The sequence below is a fragment of the Lentzea sp. NPDC058436 genome (assembly GCF_042721515.1).
In the GTDB taxonomy this organism is placed as follows: domain Bacteria; phylum Actinomycetota; class Actinomycetes; order Mycobacteriales; family Pseudonocardiaceae; genus Lentzea.
The window spans coordinates 62,742-80,580 of the sequence record NZ_JBHXLF010000001.1; the positions used below are offsets into that span (position 1 = coordinate 62,742).

Genomic DNA, 17,839 nt, shown 5'->3' on the forward strand with positions numbered 1-17,839 from the left:
GGCCGGGACTGTAACGGTCATGAATCCGGTGCGACAGAGGCGTTTTCGCGTTCGACGTCGAATCGACGGCACGTCTGTCCGCCTTCTTGGCCGCTCATTACAGTCCCGAAGTCTGGGAACGCTCCCAGATTCTGGAGGTGTGTCATGACCGGAAGGCGTGTCGCCGCACTGGCGGCGGCTTTCGTCTCGGTGGCGGCGAGCGTCGGCCTTGCGATCGTGGCCCCCGCCGCCGCGGCGCCGGGCTGCAAGGTCGACTACGCGGTGCCGAGCCAGTGGCAGAACGGCTTCACGGCGAACGTGTCCGTGACGAACCTGGGGGAGCGCGTCGACGGCTGGCGGCTGACTTGGACGTGGCCGTCCGGGCAGCAGGTGACCCAGGCGTGGAACGCCACCGTCACCTCGTCGGGCGCCCAGGCCACGGCCGTGAACGTCGGCTACAACGCGGTGATCGAACCGAACGCCAAGGTCTCGTTCGGCTTCAACGGCAGCTGGTCCGGCACCAACACGGCGCCGCAGTCGTTCGCCCTCAACGGTGTCACGTGCACCGGCGAGCCCGGTCCGTCCCCGACGACGACCACCACCACGACGGGAAACCCGGTGCCGGGCGACGCGATGGCGCAGGTCGCGGCGATGCAGCCGGGCTGGAACCTCGGCAACACGCTGGACTCGACCGGCAGCGACGAGACGTCGTGGGGCAACCCGCGCGTCACGGAGGCCTTGCTGGACAACGTGAAGGCGCAGGGCTTCAAGAGCATCCGCATCCCCGTGACGTGGGGGCAGCACCAGGGCTCGGACAACGTCATCGAGGCCGCGTACCTCAACCGCGTCAAGGAGGTCGTCGGCTGGGCGCTCGCGGACGGCTTCCAGGTGATGATCAACATCCACCACGACTCGTGGCAGTGGATCTCCGCCATGCCGTCGAACAGGACCGGCGTGCTCACCCGGTACAACGCGATCTGGACGCAGCTCTCGGCCGCCTTCAAGGACTCACCGGGCAAGCTCGTGTTCGAGAGCATCAACGAGCCGCAGTTCACCGGCAGCTCGGGTGACGCGCAGAACGCCCAGCTGCTTCACGAGCTGAACTCGTCGTTCCGCGACATCGTGCGGCGCTCCGGCGGCAACAACGCCAGCAGGCTCCTCGTCCTGCCCACCCTGCACACGTCGTCCGACCAGGCCCGGCTCGACGAGCTGGCGACGTCGATCCGCGGGTTCAACGACCCCAACCTCATCGCGACCGTCCACTACTACGGCTACTGGCCGTTCAGCGTGAACGTGGCCGGCGGCACGCGGTACGACGCCACGGCGCAGAAGGACCTGACGGACTCGTTTGACCGCGTGTACAACACATTCATCGCGCAGGGCGTGCCGGTGATCCTCGGCGAGTACGGACTGCTCGGGTTCGACCGGCACACCGGCACGATCGAGCAGGGCGAGAAGCTGAAGTTCTTCGAGCACCTCGGCTACTACGCGCGCACCAAGAAGATCACCACGATGCTGTGGGACAACGGCCAGCACCTCGGCCGCACGTCCTTCCAGTGGAGCGATCCCGAACTGGCCGCGCAGATCAGGTCGAGCTGGACCACCCGTTCCGGCACGGCGTCGACCGACCAGGTGTTCAGCGCCCGGTCGAGCGCGATCGCCGCCAAGACGATCACGTTGAACACCAACGGAACCACGTTCAGCGGCCTGCGCCAGGGCACGACGGAACTGGTGCGCGGCACGGACTACACGGTGTCCGGTGACCAGCTCACCCTGACCGCCTCGGCGATGACCAGGCTGAGCGGATCACGCAACTACGGCACGAACTCCGTGCTGACAGCGCACTTCTCCGCGGGCGTGCCCTGGCGGGTCAACCTCGTCACTCACGACGTACCCGTGCTGACGGCTGCTACCGGCACGACGAGCTCGTTCTCGATCCCGACCACGTTCCGCGGCGATCTGCTCGCCACGATGGAGGCGAAGTACGCGGACGGGTCGAACGCGGGCCCGCACAACTGGACGTCCTTCAAGGAGTTCGACCGGACGTTCGCGCCGAACTACAGCACCGGCGCGACGACGCTGACCCCGGAGTTCTTCGCCGAGGTCAACGACAACGCGCGGGTGACGCTGACGCTCCACTACTGGAGCGGCGCCACCGTCACCTACTACGTCACGAGGTCGGGAAGTTCGGTCACGGGGACTCCGTGACCTTGAGGCCGCGGCGGAGCGCGTCGATCTCGTCGGAGAACATCCGGCGCGTGATCGCCGCGCTCTCGACCAGCGCCGTGCCGTGGAAGGTCGCGGGGTAGAGGCGCAGTTCGGTCGCCACGCCCGCGTGCGCCAGACGTCGCGCGTACTCCATGCCCTCGTCGCGCAACGGGTCGTACTGGCAGACCGTCACGAAGGCGGGCGGAAGCCCGGCCAGGTCGGTGGCGCGGGCGGGCGCGGCGTACGGCGAGACGTCGTCGCCACCCGGTTCGGTGCCCAGGTAGGCGGTCCAGCTGTAGATCGCGTTGGGGCGGTTCCACAGCGGGGTGTCGACGTAGTCCCGCATCGAGTCGGTGTCGAGGCGGTCGTCCAGTTCGGGGATGCCGAGGTACTGGAAGGAGAGCGCGGGGCCGCCGCGGTCGCGCGCCAGGAGCACGGTGCCGGCGGCGAGCCCACCGCCTGCGCTCTCCCCGCCCACGCCGAGGCGGGCGGGGTCGATGCCCAGCTCGTCCGCCTTGGCCGCCGTCCACACCAGGGCCGCGTAGCAGTCCTCGACCGGTGCCGGGAACGGGTGCTCGGGCGCCAGCCGGTAGTCCACCGACACGATGACGACGTCGAGCTCGTCGATGATCTTCAGCGCGTGCGCGTCGAACATGTCGACGCTGCCCACGATGAACCCGCCGCCGTGGATGTACACCAGGCCGGGCACGGGGTTCTCGGTACCGGCGCGGCGGTAGACGCGCACGCGGACGTCGGGGGCGCCGGACGGGCCGGGGACCGTCTCGTCGCGGACGTCGATCTGGTTGACGGGCTCGTAGGTCGGCATGAGGTGGGCCAGCTCGGACTGCTGGGAGCGCGCGAACGTCACGGCCTCGTTGCTGGTCATGTCGAACTGCGGCAGCATGTCGAGCCAGGGCAGGACCTCGGGATCGATGTCGTAGCTCATGTCGTTGATCCTCGGCTCGGAACGGCGCTGCGGGCAGCCGACACGTGGCGGGTGATCCGAGTCTCGGACCAGCCACCTGTCGGGGGCTATGGTGTCAAAATGAGAGGTTTGCTGCTGAGGCTGTCCGGGCTGGACGCCGACGCCGAGAGCGCGGTGAGGGTGATCGGGTTCTTCGATCGCCTGATCACCGAGCGCGCGAGCCTCGACACGTTGGTGCGCAGCACGTCCGAGCTCGCCGGCTGCCCGGTCGGCCTGCACGCGCCCGGCCAGGGCCTCTCGCTGCGCGCCGACGCCGGTGGTGCCGTCACGGCCGGTTCCGTGCCCGCGCGGGCCTCGGTGCGCGCGCTGGAAGGCGGCGTGGAGGTCTGGGTCGCGCGGCAGGGCACGGCCGTTCCGCTCGACGACATGCTGCTCGAACGGTTCGCGATCGCCGCCGCCGTGCTGCTGGAACACTCCAGCGTGCCGTTGCCGGAGCTGGGCGATCCCGCGCTCATCGAGCTCGTCCTCTCGGAAAGCGTTGGCACGGCGGAACGTTCGCGTGCCCTGCACCTGCTCGGCATCGCCGCCACGGCGTCGTTGCGCGTGCTGGCCACGACCGGGGAGGTGCCCGGCCGCTCGGTGGTGCTGGGCAACGTGCGGGCGGTGCTGAGCACCGACGTGCCGGAGACCGGCGGACGGCTCGGCGTCGGACCGCTGCTGCCCGCGATGGACGCGGCGAAGTCGTGGCAGGGCGCGCGAACGGCGCTGCGGTACACATCGGACGGTGAGCCGGTCGTGTGGTGGGACAGGCTCGGCAGCCTCGGACTGCTCGCCGAGCGGCTCACGCCCGCGGACGTCACGGCGTTGCCCGACGTCGGCGCGCTCGACCGGCTGGCGGCGGAGCCGGGCATGATCACGATGCTGGACGCGGTGTGCGCCACCGGTTCGCTGCGCAAGGCCGCGACGGTGCTGCACCGCCACCACAGCACGATGACGGCCCGTCTCGCGCGCGCCGAGTCGGTGCTGGGGTTCGGGCTGGACGAGGCGCACGGCCGGTTGCGGCTGCACCTGGCGCTGATGCTGCGGCGGCTGCGGGAGAACGCCGCCGACTAGGGTGTTTTGCATGATCGACTTGACTGCCGAGTCCGTGGAACAGCTCGCCGTCGGCTGGCGCGCGATGGTGCTGGACCGGGACCCGGACGCCGACGTGCGCGACCTGCCCGGCATCGCGGTGAGGTGGGCCGACTGCGGGTTCCCGTTCTGGAACTGCGTCACGCTGACCGAGACCGACGCCGACCTGCTCGCGCAGCGGTTCGCCGAGGCGGCCGAGGTCATGCGCGCGAAGGAGCGGTTCGGGTTCCTGTGGGTGTTCGAGGGTCTGGTGCAGGGCGTGGACCTCGACGCGCTGGCGGCCCGTGCGGGGCTGGAGTTCGCGTTCCCCGGCACTGGGATGGCGGGTGACCTGCTGGCGATTGCGGAGCCGTCGCACCCCGAGCTGACGTTCGAACGGGTCACGACGGACGAGCAACTGCTGGCGTACGCCGACCTCAACTCCCGCGCGTACGCGTTCGAGCAGGGCGCCGGACGCGACGGTATCGGCGGGTCGGCGTTGTGGAAGAGCGAGGTGCGCGCGTACCTCGGGCTCCGCGACGGCGTGCCGGTGACGTGCGCGGCGACCGTCGAGACGGCCGGGCGGTTGTTCGTGGTGCTGGTCGCGACCGATCCCGCGTGGGAGCGCCACGGCTACGGCGAGGCCGTGACGCGCAAGGCGGTGTACGAGGGGTGGCGGGCGACCGGAATCACCCGCGCCACGCTGCACGCGACCGTCGCCGGAGCGCCGGTCTACCGCCGGATCGGGTTTGAGCCGAGCTCGCCGATCCGGTTCTACGCGCTCAAGGGCTGACCGGCGCCTGCCACAGCCCGACGAGGGCGTCGACCAGCCCGGTGGCGGCGTCGTGCCAGCTCGCGCGCGGGGTCCGCGTGTTCTCGGCGAGGGCGCGCTCGCGTTCGGCGATCATGTGCACGAGCAGCTGCCGGGCCATGTCGTGGCGTTCGGCCCGCACGTCGTCGGGCAGGTCGGTCAGGCACGCGTTCAGACCGGCCAGGATCCGGACCTGCGACGGGGACGAGCGCGTCTCCTCGATGATGATCGGCCGCAGCGTCGGGTCGGTCATGACCTGCGCGCCGAACCGCGCGAACCACGTCGGGCTGCCGACCGCGTCCAGGTGCTCGATCACCGGGCGGACGAGGCAGGTGAGCCAGTCGCGCAGGTCGGGGTCGGGACCGAGGTCGGAGACCATCCGCTGCCGGATCTCCTCGACCTGCGCGAGGTGCTTGCGCGCGACGGCCCGCACGAGGTCGGCCTTGGTGCCGAAGTGGTAGCCGACGGCCGTGTTGTTGCCCTGCCCGGCGGCCTCGCTGACCTGGCGGTTCGACACGGCCAGGACCCCGTGCTCGGCGAACAGGCGCTCCGCCGCGGTCAGGATCAGCTCGCGGGTGGCGTGGGCCCGTTCCGCCCGGGACGGGTTGTCGACCTTGCTCATCACGCCACCATCTTCCACCGGGAGCAGCTCCGGACATCACGGACATCATCCGGCCGCTCCAGATTAAGTCAAGTGACTGACTTAGACTCGTGTCGTGCTCCTCGAAGAAACGCGTCCGGTGACGCGCCCGAACGTCGTCGTGGCCGTGCTGGCGATGGGCGGCATCGTCGTCTCGCTGATGCAGACCCTCGTCATCCCGCTCCTGCCGAGGTTCCCGCAGCTCCTGGGCTCGTCGCCCGGCGACACGACCTGGGTGATCACCGCGACGCTGCTGGCCAGCGCCGTCGCGACACCCGTCATCGGCCGGCTCGGCGACATGTACGGCAAGCGCCGCATGCTGCTGGTCAGCCTGGCGATGGTGGTCGTGGGCTCGGTGATCGGAGCGCTGAGCTACTCGCTGGTGCCGCTCATCGTGGGACGCGTGGTGCAGGGCATGGCGGTCGGCGTCATCCCGCTCGGCATCAGCATCATGCGCGACGAACTCCCCAGGGAACGGCTGGCCGGCGCGACCGCGTTGATGAGCGCCTCACTCGGCGTCGGCGGCGCGCTCGGCCTGCCCGCGGCGGCGTTGCTGGTCGAGCAGAGCGACTGGCACATGCTGTTCTGGACGTCGGCCGGAGCGGGTGTCCTGGCCGTGATCGCGGTGCTGGTCTGGGTGCCGGAGTCGCCGGTGCGCAGCGGAGGCCGGTTCGACGTGCTGGGAGCACTGGGTCTCTCGGTCGCGCTGATCAGCCTCCTGCTCGGCGTGTCGAAGGCGTCGGAGTGGAGCGGCGGCACCGTGACGGGCCTGTTCGTGGTGGCGGCCGCCGTGCTCGGGCTGTGGGGCTGGTGGGAGCTGAGGTCGCCCCAGCCGTTGGTCGACCTGCGCACCACGGCCCGCCGCCAGGTGCTGCTGACGAACATCGCGTCGGTGTCGTTCGCCTTCGCCCTCTTCGCGCAGTCGCTCGTGCTGCCGCAGGTCCTGCAGCTGCCGGCGTCCACTGGCCACGGCCTCGGGCAGTCGCTGCTCGTCACGGGCCTGGTGCTGGTGCCGTCCGGCCTGGTCATGATGGCGACGGCGCCGATCTCCGCCCGCATCTCGAACGCCAGAGGCCCGCGCGTCACCCTGATCCTGGGCGCTCTGATCGTCGCTTTCGGTTACGGCGCAGGGGTTTTCATGCTGTCGTCGATCTGGCAGCTCGTCGTCGTCTCGGCCGTGATCGGCGCGGGCATCGGCCTGGGTTACGGCGCGATGCCCGCCCTGATCATGGCCGCCGTGCCGGCGTCGGAGACGGCCGCGGCCAACAGCCTCAACGCGTTGATGCGCGCGATCGGCACGTCGGTGTCGAGCGCGGTGGCCGGCGTGGTGCTGACGCAGGTGGGCGCGCCGTTCAGCTTCCAGCTGATCATGGGGCTGGGCGCCGCGACCGCGCTGCTGGCAGTCGTGGTCGCGACGTTCATCCCCGCGCACCAGGTGCGGCCGGTCAGCTGAAGAAGCGGGTGATCTCGCGGGCGACGACGTCCGGCTGCTCCTCCGTGAGCCAGTGGCCGGACCCGTCGACCCGCACGACCTCGTACTGGTTCGCGACGGTCGGCAACGCGCCCGTGAACTGGTCGTAGGACAGCACCGAAGCGAGCCCCAGCACCGGCGGCGTGAGCTTCGCGTAGGTCTTGCCGTCCGCGATGTCCTGGTGGAACGCCTGGTACCAGCCGTTGCCCGCGCGGATGGCCTCTGGAGAGTTGTAGGCCCGCGCGTAGATCTGCCGCGTCCGCTCGTCGATGGCGGCCGGCGTGAACGCGGTGTTCGCGAACAGCCAGTCGAGCAGGTGCCGGAACCGGACGGCGAGCAACTGCTCCGGAAGTTGCCGGACCTGGTTGAACGCGAACCACCACGGCGTGAAGCCGCCGGGCGGGGGCAGCAGCGGGAGCTGGTAGAAGCTCTCGTCGGGGTGCAGCACGTCCAGGAACGCCGCCTTGGCGGTGGCCTCGGGGAAGTTCGCCGCGAACGAGAACGCCGTCATGGCGCCGATGTCGTGCCCGACCACGTTGACCTTGCCGTACCCGAGCCTGCGCACCAGCTCCCGGACGTCGGTCGCCATCGTCCTCTTGTCGAACCCGCCCTGCGGCTTCTCCGACGAGCCCTGTCCGCGCAGGTCGACGGCGATGACGCGGAACTTCGTCGCGAGCGCGGGCATGATCTTGTGGAACGTCCACCAGGTCTCCGGCCAGCCCGGCAGCAGCACGAGCGGTTCGCCGCGACCGCCGGTGACGTAGTGCAGGCGCACGCCGTTGACCTGCGTGTAGTTGTGCTGGAAGCCCGCGAGGTTCGGCTCCGGTGCCGGCCCGGCGTGAGCGGTTCCCGTGCCTGCGGCGAGTGCGGCGCCCGCACCCAGTGCGAACACGCTGCGTCTGTTGAGTTCCATGTCCATCGGCCCCCAGCCTCTGTTCGGAGCGGACATCCGAACAGAGGGACCGACCTGCGTCAACCCAGCTCGGCGGAGTCCGTGAGCCGCAGTTTGCGCCGTGCCCGCTGGTAGAACGTCGTCATCCCGAGCCGCACCACGCGGGCTGCGGCGGCGCGTCCGCGCAGCGACACCCGCTGGCCCGGTTCGACGTAGCCCGCGACCTGGCCGTCCACCTCGACGGCCAGGCGGCCGCTGGACGGGAGCAGGTCCAGCTCGACGTGGTCGTTGACCGAGAGGACGACGCCCCGGCTGTAGGCGGAGTGCGGGGCGGCGGGGGTGACCAGCAGTGCTTCGACGGACGGGCTGGTGATCGGGCCGCCCGCCGAGAAGCTGTACGCGGTGGAGCCGGTCGGGGTGGCGACGATGACGGCGTCGGCGGCGTAGCTGACGAACGGCTGGCCCGCCACGCGGACGGCGACCCGTGCGCCGCCCTCGCCGGGGATGCGGACCACGGCGATGTCGTTGAACGCGGTGACCTTCTGGTCGTGGAACTCGGCGTCGACGGCGAGGCGGGGTTCGACGGTGAAGTCGTGGGCGTCGATCGCGCTCAGGGCGGCGGGCAGGTCCGGGACGTCGACCTCGGCCAGGAAGCCGAGCCTGCCCAGGTTGACGCCCAGGACGGGAGCCTTCTCGCCGTCGGCCAGGCGCATGGCGCGCAGCATCGTGCCGTCGCCGCCGAGGCTCACGACCAGGTCGGCGCGGCGGCCCAGCTCCTCCGCGGTGACCGGGGTGGCCTCGCAGCGCAGGCGCTGGATCTCGTCCGCGATGCCGAGGATCTCGACACCGCGGTTGGTCGCCCAGCCGAGGACGGCCTCGACGGCGGCGGCGGAGTCGCGTTGCGGGTGCAGCACCAGGCCGGCGGCGTGCACGTCAGGTCGTCCTCAGTCGGGTCACGGGTCCAGTCTGCCGAATTTCTCCTCCGTGTGCGCCCCTCGTCCGAACGGCTGATGTTCACGGTCTTGAACCGGCCGTTCGGCGTGCGGGCGTGGCCGTGAGGAGGAGTCCGCAGTGGACGCACGTTCCTAGGTTGGCTGCATGACCATCCTGCTAGCCGATCCGGTCGTGCGCGCCGTTCGCGTGCTCGACAACGGAGATCCTTTGGTGCCACTGGACTTCGCACCTGGCGTGTGGGTGCGGGAAGGGCTCGCGCGGCGGCTCGACGTGGCACGGGCGCTGCTTCCGTCCGGTGTGGACCTGCGGGTGATCGAGGGGCATCGCGGCGTCGCCGACCAGAACGCGATCATCGAGCGCTACACGGCCGAACTGCGTGAGCTGCACCCGGCCGCGGACGCCGTCGAGCTCGGCCGGTTGTCCAGCCGGTTCGTGGCGCCGCTGGCCGTCGCGCCGCACGTCGCGGGCGCGGCCGTGGACCTGACGCTGGTCACGGCTTCGGGGACGGACCTGTGGATGGGCACGGAGGTCGACGCGACGCCCGAGGAGAGCGACGGCGCGTGCTTCTTCGGCGCGCCGGTCGACGAGGAGGCCCGCCGCAACCGGACGGTGCTGGCCGACGCGCTGGCGGCGGCCGGACTGATCAACTATCCGACCGAGTGGTGGCACTGGTCCTACGGTGACCGCTACTGGGCGTTGCTGACGGGCGCCGACCACGCCGTCTACGGACCGGTGGAGGTGCCTGCGTGGGCGCGCTCGTGACGAGCGTCCGGCAGGTGTCGGCGGCGCCGGAGCTGTCGGTCGACCTCGCCGCGGTGGCCGCCAACACGAGCCGGTTCGTCTCGTGGGCCCGTGGCGCGGTGATGGCGGTGGTGAAGGCCGACGGGTTCGGGCACGGGCTCGGGGACGTCGCGCGCACGGCCGTCGCGAACGGGGCTTCGTGGATCGGGGTCACGTCGCTGGCGGAGGCCGTGCGGGTGCGGGAGTCCGGTGTGGACGTTCCGGTTCTCAGCTGGCTCAACCCCGCCGACGTGGACGTGCGCACGGCCGTCCGGTACGGGATCGACCTGAGCGTGCCGAGTCTGGAGCACCTCGGCGCGTTGCACGGGCGGGTGCGCGTGCACCTGCAGCTGGACACGGGAATGGCGCGGGACGGGGCCGCGCCGGAGTCGTGGCTGTCGCTGATGTCGGCGGCACGCCGTGCGGAACTGGCCGGGAGGGTCTCGGTCGTCGGAGTGATGGGACATCTGCCATGTGCGGACACGCTTGGAGCGAATGAGCCGGGCAAGCGGGCGCTGCGGCGAGGGGTCGAGATGGCGCGCCAGGCCGGTCTGCGGCCCTCGGTGCGGCACCTCGCGGCCACGAGCGCCGCGCTGACGGATCCCGGCACCCACCTGGACGTCGTCCGGATCGGGGCCGGGCTGGTGGGGATCGACCCGTCCGGGACGACCCGGCTGCGTTCCGCGTTGCGGTTCACGGCGCCGGTGGTGCAGGTGCGCAGGGTCGCCGCGGGGACGGGGATCGGGTACGGGCACGCGCACGTGACCGACCGTGCGACGACGTTGGCGTTGCTGCCGGTGGGCTATGCGGACGGCCTGCCGCGCAACGCTTCCGGTCACGCGGAGGTGTGGCTGGCCGGACGTCGCCGGCCGGTCGCCGGGGTGATCTCGATGGACCAGGTCGTGGTCGACGTCGGTGATGACGTCGTGGTGGCGGGCGAGGAGGCGGTGGTGTTCGGGCCGGGGGACGACGGCGAGCCGACGGTGGGGGACTGGGCCCGGTGGGCGGGAACGATCCCGCACGAGATCGTGACGGGGATCGGGGCGAGGGTGCGCAGGTGCGTTCGATGAGGGGGATCCGCGTCGCCGTGATCGGCGGCGGCCAGAACTGCGAGCACGACGTCTCGGTGGCGTCGGCGGCGTCGGTGCGCCAGGCGCTCGACCCGGCGAAGTACGAGGCGGTGGCGCTCACCATCGGCCGCGACGGCCGGTGGCACGGGCCGGACGGGCAGGTGCTCGACACGCTGACGTCCGGCAGCCTCGCCGCCGCGCTCGACGTGCTCGCGACCTGCGATGTGGTGTTGCCGCTGGTCCACGGGCCGCTGGGGGAGGACGGCACGCTGGCGGGCCTGTGCGAACTGGCGGGCGTGCCGTACGCGGGCTCACCGCTGCGGGCCGGGGCGCTCGCGATGGACAAGTGGGCCACCAAGCTCGTCGCGGAGGCGGTCGGGGTTCGCACGGCCGCGGGCAGGCTGGTCACGAACCCGTCCACCGTGGACTTCACCGGGCCCGTCGTGGTGAAGCCGGTGGCGGCGGGGTCGAGCTTCGGGGTGACGCTCGTCGAACGCGAGGAGGACCTCGAACCCGCTGTGCGCCGGGCGCTGGAGCTGGACGACCGGGTGCTGGTCGAGGAGGTCCTGGCCGGGCGGGAGATCGACGTCGCCGTGCTGGACGACCCGGACGAGGGGCGGCGGACCGGGCCCCCGCTGGAGATCCAGGTGCCCGGCTTCTTCGACACCACCGTGAAGTACGACGGCAGCGCCCGGTTCGTGATCCCGGCCCCGCTGGCCGGCACCGAGCTGAAAGCGCTGGAGGACTCGGCGTTGCGCGTCTACGAGGCGCTCGGCTGCCGTGGCCTCGCGCGGGTCGACTTCTTCCTGACTCGCGACGGGTTCGTGCTCAACGAGGTCAACACCATGCCGGGCATGACGGCGGAGTCGCAGGTGCCCAAGATGTTCGCGGCCGCCGGACTGTCCTATCCGGACCTGCTGGACAAGCTCGTGCGCGGAGCGATGCGGTGAAGCGCATCGCCGGACTGGACGTGTTGCGCGGCATCGCGATCCTCCTCGTGATGCTGCGCCACGCGTTCCCCGACGTGTTCCCCGGTGCGGGCGTGGTCGGCGTGGTCGTGTTCTTCACGTTGAGCGGGTACCTGATCACCGGCGTCCTGCAGAGGGAGCTGACCAACACCGGACGCGTCGACTTCAAGCGGTTCTACCTGCGCCGGGCGCGCAGGCTGCTGCCGGCGCTGATAGCGCTCGTGGTGGTGTTCGCGGTGGTCACGCTCGTGTTCGACCCGTTGGGGGAGCGCGACAAGCTGCTCAGGACGGTGATCGTCCTGGTGACGTTCACCGGCAACCTGCCGATCGGCGGCGTGAGCCCGGCGGCGTTCCACGGCTGGACGCTCGCCACCGAGGAGCAGTTCTACCTGCTGTGGCCCGCCCTGCTCGCGTTCGCGTGGGTGCGCGACCGGACCGGCGCGGTCCTGGTCGTCACCGCGCTGGGCGCGCTCGCGGCCTGCACGGCGACGCTGGTCTGGCTGTGGCCGAACGCCGACAACGCCTACGCGCTGCCGACGTCGTGGTTCGTGTGCTTCGTGATCGGCGCCGCGACCAGGCTCAAGCTGACGAACGCCCCGCGCTGGGCCGTGCCGGTCGCGCTGACCGGGCTCACCGTGCTCTCGGTCGTCCCGCTGCGGGGCCACGCGCTGACCTACCTCGTCGCGGGTCCGGCGATCGCGGTCTGCACCGCCGTGCTGCTGCTGGTCTGGTCGAAGTGGGAACAGGTCGCGACGCCGATCCGGCCACTGGTGGCGCTGGGCACCCTGTCCTACGGCGCCTACCTGTGGAACTACCCGCTGACGCTGTGGCTGCGGCCCGAGCTGGGCGCCGCCGCCGGGCCGATCGCGGCGGTGCTCACGATCGTGGCGGCGGCGCTGAGCTGGCGTTACGTCGAGGAGCCCGTGATGCGGTCCCGCGTGCTCAGCGGCAGAACTCCCTGATCGTGCCGGTCAGGACGTCCGTGAGCCGGTCGAGCGACGCCAGGTCGACGTACTCGGTGGCCGCGTGGGCGCCCGCGCCGTCGACGCCGAACAGCAGGCACGGGATCCCCGCGCGGTCGAGCAGGGCGCAGTCGGTCCAGAACGGCTCGGCGCGGATCACAGGGGGGTCTCCGAGGCAGTCGACAAGCGTGCGGACGATCTCCGCGTCCGGATCGGCCTCGAAAGGGTCCCTGGCCAGGCCTCGCGTCAGCGTGGCGCGGAAGTCCGGGACCGTCGCGGTGAGGTGGTCGAGGATCGTCCGCAGCTCGTCCTCCGTCTGCTGCGGGGACTCGCCGGGGACCGTGCGGCGTTCGAGGGTGATCCGGCACGCCGACGGGTAGGTGGAGGCCTCCTCGCCGCCGCTGATCAGCGACGCGTGGACCGTGCCGGTGCCGAGCAGGGGGTGCTTCGGGCCTTCAGCGAGGTCGGCGCCGAGCCGGTCCAGCGCCACCAGGAAGTGGCCGGCCTTGGCGATGGCGTCGATGCCGAGCTCGGGCCGGGAGCCGTGGGCCGCCCTGCCCGCGACCTCGACCTCGAACCACACGAAACCCTTGTGCGCCAGCGTGACCTCCAGGTGGCTGGGCTCGGTGACGATGGCGGCGTCGGCGGTGAAGTGAGCGAGAACCTCCTCCGTGCCGAAGCTGCCGTGCTCCTCGTCGGCCACGCACGCGACGATGACGTCGCCTCGCAACGGACGTTCGGTGGCTCGGGCGGCGGCGACCATCATCGCCGCGATGCCGCCCTTCATGTCGAACGTGCCGCGGCCGTACATCCTGCCGTCCCTGACCTCGGGTGCGAGCGGGTCGCCGTCGTAGCCCGCGAGGCCGACCGTGTCGACGTGACCGTTGAGCATCAACGACCTCCCGCCGCCGGTGCCCTTCCTGACGGCGACGAGCGACGGTCTGCCGGGACGTTCCTCCAGGCGGTGGACCTCGAAGCCGCGGGCGTGGAACCAGTCGGCGCAGAAGGCGACGATCTCGCGTTCGCCGTTGCCGCCGGGGACGAGGTCGGGGTTGACCGAGTCGATGGAGATCAGGCCGGCCAGCAGGTCACGTGGGTTCACGGGCGTCCTTCGGTGCTGATGAGCACTGCGGTGTCGATGTCGCCGAGTTCGGCGCGGAGGGCACGCAGACCTGCGAGAGGTGCGGCACCGCACGGTCCGGAGTGGACGTTCAGGGCGTGGAGGTCCTTCATCGCTGTGGTGCACTCGTCCTCGGAGATCGCCACGGCGGCGTCCAGGCCGTTGAACAGGAACGGCCACGAGGTGGCGGACGGGGTGCCGCAGTTCAGCCCGGCCATGATCGTGTCGCCGGTGGGGACGGTGGTGAGTTCGCCTGCCTTCAGGCTCGCGAGGACGCAGGCGGCGCTGTCGGGTTCTACGGCGAGGAGTCTCGTGCGGGACTCACGGCTGCGGTAGTGGGTGATCACGGCCTGGGCGAACGAGCCGACGCCGACCGGGACGACCACCAGATCGGGTTCGTCGTCGAGCTGCTCGTCGATCTCGTGGCAGAGCGTGCTGTAGCCCTCGACGATCCAGGCCGGGACCTCCTCGTAGCCCGGCCACCCCATGTCCTGCACCAGCACGCCGTCAGCTCGCGCGGCTTCGGCGACCGCGTCGTCGTAAGTGCCGTCGACCACCGTGACCTGGGCGTTCTCGGCGTGGATGGCCTCGATCGCCGGGGCGGGCACGGTGTTCGGCACGAAGACGTGGGCACGTTGGCCGTGCAGACGGGCCATGCGGGCGACCGCGCGGCCGTGGTTGCCGTCGGTCGCGGTGGTGAGCGTGACCGGGCCCGTTCGCTGCAAGAGGACGCGGTGAACGGCCCAGGACGCGCCCAGAGCCTTGAAAGCGGGCAGGCCGAGCCGGGAGGATTCGTCCTTGACGAACAGGCGGCCGATCCCGAGCTCGGCGGCGAAAGCCGGCAGCTCCGTCAGCGGCGTCGGCGCGTAGCCGGGCAGTCCGGAGTGGAAGTCCCGCACCTCGGTGGGCGCGGGCGGGCATCGCCAGCTGCGGGCCTGCGGCCGCGAGAACGTCATGGGAGACAGCCTGCGGTGGTCCGGATCATCGGTCCAGCGCATGTTTTCGACCTGTATCGGTGGGAGAATTCGACGAGTCGGGGAGGAGGTCGCCGGATGAGCGACGAGGAGCTGATCGTCGAGTTCGCGCTGGTTCGCCTCGACAACCCCGGCCTCGACCTGGAGGAGGTCGCCGCGCTGGTGGTCAGGCGGGTCGGGCCGGAGCGCATGGTCGAGTTCGCCGGTCAGACCCTGGTGCACCGCGACGAGCTGCGGGGAGCGGTGTTCCCGGCGGCCGTCGAGCACGTGCTGCGAGTGGTGCTGACGTTGCGCGGACCACGCGACTAGAGCCGTTCGGTGACCTGCCTGGTCAGCTCGATCACGCGGGTGGCCAGCGGGGACAGCGTGCGGTTCGCCTGCCAGGCCAGGTAGATCTCACGCGGGGGCAGCGCCGGTTCGAGCTCGTGCGTGTGCAGGTCCGTGGGCAGGTCCAGCGCCAGTCTCGGCATCACGGCCAGGCCCATGCCGGCGCGGACCATCGAGACGACGCCGCGGTTGTCGGCCGTGCGGAAGACGATCAGCGGGGCGATCCCGGCGTCGGCGTAGACGCGTTCGATCCTGACCTGGTCGCAGATCGGTGGCTGGGCGACCATGGCGACGCCGTGCAGCGCCTGGAGCGGGACCGGCCCCTGCGGGAACTGGCCGGGCCGGGTGACCAGCACGTACGGGTCGTCGAGGATCTTGGTCTGCTCCACGTCACCGGTGAGGCGGCCGTCGAAGAAGACCAGGTCGAGGCCGTCGGCGGTGGGCTGGTCGGTCTCCTCCTCGAACAGCCTGATGTCGGCCTGAGGGTGCTCGGTGAGGAGCTGGCGCACCACCGCCGGGAGGATCACGTTGGTGACGCTCTGGAAGGTGCCGATGTCGACGCGTCCCTCGCCCGCTTTGAAGCGTTCGACGGCGTCCTCAGTCGCTTTGGCCCGTGCGAGGATCTCGCGTCCGTGGGCGAGCACGACCTCGCCCAGCGGCGTGAGGCGGACGGGTTTCGGCCCGCCCGGCCGGTCGAACACGGCGCCGCCGACGGCCTTCTCCAGCGCGGCCACCTGCTGGCTCACGGCCGACTGGGTGTAGCCGAGGCGGTCCGCCGCCCTGCCGAACGTGCCTTCGGTGGCCACGGCGTCGAGGGTGGCGAGGTGGCGGAGGTCCATCACGGCTCTGATGATAAGCACAGCTTGTTGTTCTGAGCAGAATCTATCGCTTTTGTTAATGCTCTCCGGTTTCTAGCGTTGCCGTCATGACCACACGATGCGCACTTTGGTTGCCGCTGTTCGACGCGCTCGCCGATCCGTCGCTCGTCGCCCGGCTCGCCGCCGAGGCGGAGGAGGCGGGCTGGCACGGGCTGTTCGTCTGGGACCACGTCCGGTGGCGCGAGCCCGTGACGCACGTGGCCGATCCGTGGATCACCCTGGCCGCGGTCGCCGCCGCCACCTCGACGCTGCGGTTCGGGCCGATGGTCTCGGCGATCACCCGGCGGCGGCCCGTGAAGCTGGCCCGCGAGACCGCGTCGCTGGACCTGCTCGGTGGCGGGCGGCTCGTGCTCGGCGTGGGGCTGGGCAGCGACCGGTTCGCCGGGGAGTTCTCGCGGACCGGCGAGGAGTGCGACGACCGGGTGCGCGGGCGGATGCTGGACGAGTCGCTGCAGCTCCTGCGGGCGGCGTGGTCCGGCGAGCCCGTGCACCACCGCGGTGAGCACTACACAGTGGACGGCGTGACCTTCCTGCCTCGGCCGGTGCAACGGCCCGGAGTGCCGGTGTGGGCCGCGGGCTTCCCCGGGAACCCGCGTCCGCTGCGCCGGGCCGCCCGCCTGGACGGCTTCTTCCCGGTGAACCTGTCCTCGGCTGGTGAGTTCGCGGACGCCGTGGGGCAGGTGGAGGCTTTGCGCGGTGGTGACGGGCCGTTCGACCACGTCTGCGAGGTCGAGCCCGGTGCGGACGTCACGCCGTTCGTCGAAGCCGGTGCCACGTGGTGCCTGACCGCGTTCGACCCGGCTTCCCTGTCCGTGGATCACGTGCGCGGCGTGCTGCGCGACGGACCGGCGGTGCGGTGATGGACGTCAACGGCGTGGAGTTGTGCGTTGAGACCTTTGGGGACTCGTCGGATCCCGCGGTCCTGCTGATTCACGGCGCGTGCGCGTCCATGTTGTGGTGGGAGACGGAGTTGTGCACGGCTCTCGCGGCACGGGGTCGGTTCGTGATCCGTTACGACAACCGCGACACCGGGTTGTCGGTGAGCTATCCGCCGGGTCGGCCGGGGTACGCGTTGTCCGACCTGGTGCTGGACGCCGTGGGGATCCTCGACGCGTTGGGCGTCGCACGGGCCCATGTGGTGGGGCGGTCGATGAGTGGGGCCATCGCGCTGGCGTTGGGCGTGGAGCACGCGGACCGGGTGGCGTCGCTGACGTTCGTGGCGACCACGACCGGTGACCCGGACCTGCCGCCGATGACCGAGGCGTTCCTGTCGGCGTCGGCGGAGGAGGCCTCGTCCGACGTGGAGAAGATCGTGTCGGTGCTGCGCGCGTACGCGGGTCCGTCGCCCTACTTCGACGAGGAGCACGTGCGGCGGCTGGCCGTCGAGGACGTCGCACGGACGGTGAACGTGGCGTCTGCGATGACCAACCACTTCTGCATCGAGTTCGACGCTCCCCGTGTTCTTGGGTTCGGTGACGTCGTCGCGCCCACCTTGGTGGTGCACGGTTCACTCGATCCGGTCTTCCCGCTCGCGCACGGGAAAGCGCTGCGTGACGCGGTGCCCGGTGCGTCGTTGCTCGTGCTGGAGGCGGTCGGGCACGACCTGCCGCGCCCGGTGTGGCCGGAGTTCGTCGAGGCCCTGGTGGAGCACACGGCGTCGTGACTTCGCCTCGGCTGGTCCGTTCGGCCGATCAGCGCGTGCCGTTCATCGGGCCCAAACGACCTGTCGTCCTGTCCGCGTCTCGCCTGAAGGCGGATCGCTGATCGACT

Annotated in this window: 18 protein-coding genes; 11 read left to right on the forward strand and 7 right to left on the reverse strand. The window is 71.0% G+C overall.

From position 1 onward, the window contains the following. Nucleotides 1-144: 144 nt before the first annotated feature. Nucleotides 145-2,187, forward strand: coding sequence for a cellulase family glycosylhydrolase (locus ACFWN2_RS00250; protein ID WP_382423892.1), 2,043 nt, complete (start codon nucleotides 145-147; stop codon nucleotides 2,185-2,187). Here ACFWN2_RS00250 and ACFWN2_RS00255 read toward each other — a convergent pair. After that, a complete protein-coding gene (locus tag ACFWN2_RS00255) occupies nucleotides 2,171-3,133 on the reverse strand; it encodes an alpha/beta hydrolase (protein ID WP_382423893.1) in 963 nt (320 codons plus the stop codon). The genes ACFWN2_RS00250 and ACFWN2_RS00255 overlap by 17 nt on opposite strands. A 99-nt stretch (nucleotides 3,134-3,232) precedes the next feature. Between ACFWN2_RS00255 and ACFWN2_RS00260 the strand changes: the two genes are divergently transcribed. Together ACFWN2_RS00260 and ACFWN2_RS00265 are read left to right on the forward strand one after the other, a co-directional pair. Then, nucleotides 3,233-4,225, forward strand: coding sequence for a helix-turn-helix domain-containing protein (locus tag ACFWN2_RS00260; protein WP_382423894.1), 993 nt, complete (start codon nucleotides 3,233-3,235; stop codon nucleotides 4,223-4,225). Between the two features lie 10 nt (nucleotides 4,226-4,235). After that, complete coding sequence (locus tag ACFWN2_RS00265; protein WP_382423895.1) at nucleotides 4,236-5,015, forward strand: GNAT family N-acetyltransferase; 780 nt, start codon at nucleotides 4,236-4,238, stop codon at nucleotides 5,013-5,015. On the opposite strand, the gene ACFWN2_RS00270 is transcribed toward ACFWN2_RS00265, so the two are convergent. Beyond that, nucleotides 5,005-5,655: a TetR/AcrR family transcriptional regulator gene (locus tag ACFWN2_RS00270; protein ID WP_382423896.1), complete on the reverse strand. Its 651-nt coding sequence runs from the start codon at nucleotides 5,653-5,655 to the stop codon at nucleotides 5,005-5,007. The genes ACFWN2_RS00265 and ACFWN2_RS00270 overlap by 11 nt on opposite strands. A 154-nt stretch (nucleotides 5,656-5,809) precedes the next feature. On the opposite strand from ACFWN2_RS00270, the gene ACFWN2_RS00275 reads away from it, so the two are divergent. Then, nucleotides 5,810-7,126, forward strand: a complete 1,317-nt coding sequence (locus tag ACFWN2_RS00275) for an MFS transporter (RefSeq protein ID WP_382425564.1) — start codon at nucleotides 5,810-5,812, stop codon at nucleotides 7,124-7,126. Here ACFWN2_RS00275 and ACFWN2_RS00280 read toward each other — a convergent pair. Next, nucleotides 7,119-8,057: an alpha/beta fold hydrolase gene (locus ACFWN2_RS00280; RefSeq protein WP_382423897.1), complete on the reverse strand. Its 939-nt coding sequence runs from the start codon at nucleotides 8,055-8,057 to the stop codon at nucleotides 7,119-7,121. The genes ACFWN2_RS00275 and ACFWN2_RS00280 overlap by 8 nt on opposite strands. A gap of 59 nt (nucleotides 8,058-8,116) precedes the next feature. Then, nucleotides 8,117-8,968, reverse strand: coding sequence for an NAD(+)/NADH kinase (locus ACFWN2_RS00285; RefSeq protein WP_382423898.1), 852 nt, complete (start codon nucleotides 8,966-8,968; stop codon nucleotides 8,117-8,119). 166 nt (nucleotides 8,969-9,134) lie between these two features. Here ACFWN2_RS00285 and ACFWN2_RS00290 point away from each other — a divergent pair, with 166 nt between their 5' ends. The 4 genes from ACFWN2_RS00290 to ACFWN2_RS00305 are packed head-to-tail and all read left to right on the forward strand — an operon-like array spanning nucleotide 9,135 to nucleotide 12,770. Next, entirely contained in the window at nucleotides 9,135-9,752 is a 618-nt protein-coding gene (locus tag ACFWN2_RS00290; protein ID WP_382423899.1) for a M15 family metallopeptidase, read from the forward strand. Then, on the forward strand, nucleotides 9,737-10,840 hold the full coding sequence (alr, locus tag ACFWN2_RS00295) for an alanine racemase (RefSeq protein ID WP_382423900.1): 1,104 nt from the start codon (nucleotides 9,737-9,739) through the stop codon (nucleotides 10,838-10,840). Before ACFWN2_RS00290 ends, alr begins: the two co-directional genes overlap by 16 nt. After that, a complete protein-coding gene (locus ACFWN2_RS00300) occupies nucleotides 10,837-11,790 on the forward strand; it encodes a D-alanine--D-alanine ligase (protein ID WP_382423901.1) in 954 nt (317 codons plus the stop codon). The genes alr and ACFWN2_RS00300 overlap by 4 nt, the downstream gene beginning before the upstream one ends. Continuing rightward, nucleotides 11,787-12,770, forward strand: coding sequence for an acyltransferase family protein (locus ACFWN2_RS00305; RefSeq protein WP_382423902.1), 984 nt, complete (start codon nucleotides 11,787-11,789; stop codon nucleotides 12,768-12,770). The genes ACFWN2_RS00300 and ACFWN2_RS00305 overlap by 4 nt, the downstream gene beginning before the upstream one ends. Here the strand turns inward: ACFWN2_RS00305 and ACFWN2_RS00310 are convergent. Together ACFWN2_RS00310 and ACFWN2_RS00315 are read right to left on the reverse strand one after the other, a co-directional pair. Further along, nucleotides 12,751-13,872, reverse strand: a complete 1,122-nt coding sequence (locus ACFWN2_RS00310) for an ArgE/DapE family deacylase (protein WP_382423903.1) — start codon at nucleotides 13,870-13,872, stop codon at nucleotides 12,751-12,753. The genes ACFWN2_RS00305 and ACFWN2_RS00310 overlap by 20 nt on opposite strands. Further along, entirely contained in the window at nucleotides 13,869-14,888 is a 1,020-nt protein-coding gene (locus tag ACFWN2_RS00315) for a pyridoxal-phosphate dependent enzyme (protein WP_382423904.1), read from the reverse strand. The genes ACFWN2_RS00310 and ACFWN2_RS00315 overlap by 4 nt, the downstream gene beginning before the upstream one ends. 54 nt (nucleotides 14,889-14,942) lie before the next feature. Between ACFWN2_RS00315 and ACFWN2_RS00320 the strand changes: the two genes are divergently transcribed. Then, nucleotides 14,943-15,173 carry a hypothetical protein gene (locus ACFWN2_RS00320; RefSeq protein ID WP_382423905.1) on the forward strand — a complete coding sequence of 77 codons (231 nt, stop codon included), beginning with the start codon at nucleotides 14,943-14,945 and terminating at the stop codon, nucleotides 15,171-15,173. On the opposite strand, the gene ACFWN2_RS00325 is transcribed toward ACFWN2_RS00320, so the two are convergent. After that, entirely contained in the window at nucleotides 15,170-16,030 is an 861-nt protein-coding gene (locus tag ACFWN2_RS00325) for a LysR family transcriptional regulator (RefSeq protein ID WP_382425565.1), read from the reverse strand. The genes ACFWN2_RS00320 and ACFWN2_RS00325 overlap by 4 nt on opposite strands. An 86-nt stretch (nucleotides 16,031-16,116) precedes the next feature. Here ACFWN2_RS00325 and ACFWN2_RS00330 point away from each other — a divergent pair, with 86 nt between their 5' ends. Continuing rightward, nucleotides 16,117-16,929 carry an LLM class flavin-dependent oxidoreductase gene (locus ACFWN2_RS00330; RefSeq protein WP_382423906.1) on the forward strand — a complete coding sequence of 271 codons (813 nt, stop codon included), beginning with the start codon at nucleotides 16,117-16,119 and terminating at the stop codon, nucleotides 16,927-16,929. After that, nucleotides 16,929-17,732 carry an alpha/beta fold hydrolase gene (locus tag ACFWN2_RS00335; RefSeq protein WP_382423907.1) on the forward strand — a complete coding sequence of 268 codons (804 nt, stop codon included), beginning with the start codon at nucleotides 16,929-16,931 and terminating at the stop codon, nucleotides 17,730-17,732. The genes ACFWN2_RS00330 and ACFWN2_RS00335 overlap by 1 nt, the downstream gene beginning before the upstream one ends. Nucleotides 17,733-17,839 lie beyond the last annotated feature (107 nt).

What these genes read in the sequence shown, in the direction of transcription:
- ACFWN2_RS00250 (WP_382423892.1), top strand. Translation starts at nt 145, where the DNA reads ATGACCGGAAGGCGTGTCGCCGCACTGGCGGCGGCTTTCGTCTCGGTG.
- ACFWN2_RS00255 (WP_382423893.1), bottom strand. Translation starts at nt 3,133, where the DNA reads ATGAGCTACGACATCGATCCCGAGGTCCTGCCCTGGCTCGACATGCTG.
- ACFWN2_RS00260 (WP_382423894.1), top strand. Translation starts at nt 3,233, where the DNA reads ATGAGAGGTTTGCTGCTGAGGCTGTCCGGGCTGGACGCCGACGCCGAG.
- ACFWN2_RS00265 (WP_382423895.1), top strand. Translation starts at nt 4,236, where the DNA reads ATGATCGACTTGACTGCCGAGTCCGTGGAACAGCTCGCCGTCGGCTGG.
- ACFWN2_RS00270 (WP_382423896.1), bottom strand. Translation starts at nt 5,655, where the DNA reads ATGAGCAAGGTCGACAACCCGTCCCGGGCGGAACGGGCCCACGCCACC.
- ACFWN2_RS00275 (WP_382425564.1), top strand. Translation starts at nt 5,810, where the DNA reads ATGGGCGGCATCGTCGTCTCGCTGATGCAGACCCTCGTCATCCCGCTC.
- ACFWN2_RS00280 (WP_382423897.1), bottom strand. Translation starts at nt 8,057, where the DNA reads ATGGAACTCAACAGACGCAGCGTGTTCGCACTGGGTGCGGGCGCCGCA.
- ACFWN2_RS00290 (WP_382423899.1), top strand. Translation starts at nt 9,135, where the DNA reads ATGACCATCCTGCTAGCCGATCCGGTCGTGCGCGCCGTTCGCGTGCTC.
- ACFWN2_RS00300 (WP_382423901.1), top strand. Translation starts at nt 10,837, where the DNA reads ATGAGGGGGATCCGCGTCGCCGTGATCGGCGGCGGCCAGAACTGCGAG.
- ACFWN2_RS00315 (WP_382423904.1), bottom strand. Translation starts at nt 14,888, where the DNA reads ATGCGCTGGACCGATGATCCGGACCACCGCAGGCTGTCTCCCATGACG.
- ACFWN2_RS00320 (WP_382423905.1), top strand. Translation starts at nt 14,943, where the DNA reads ATGAGCGACGAGGAGCTGATCGTCGAGTTCGCGCTGGTTCGCCTCGAC.
- ACFWN2_RS00325 (WP_382425565.1), bottom strand. Translation starts at nt 16,030, where the DNA reads ATGGACCTCCGCCACCTCGCCACCCTCGACGCCGTGGCCACCGAAGGC.
- ACFWN2_RS00330 (WP_382423906.1), top strand. Translation starts at nt 16,117, where the DNA reads ATGACCACACGATGCGCACTTTGGTTGCCGCTGTTCGACGCGCTCGCC.
- ACFWN2_RS00335 (WP_382423907.1), top strand. Translation starts at nt 16,929, where the DNA reads ATGGACGTCAACGGCGTGGAGTTGTGCGTTGAGACCTTTGGGGACTCG.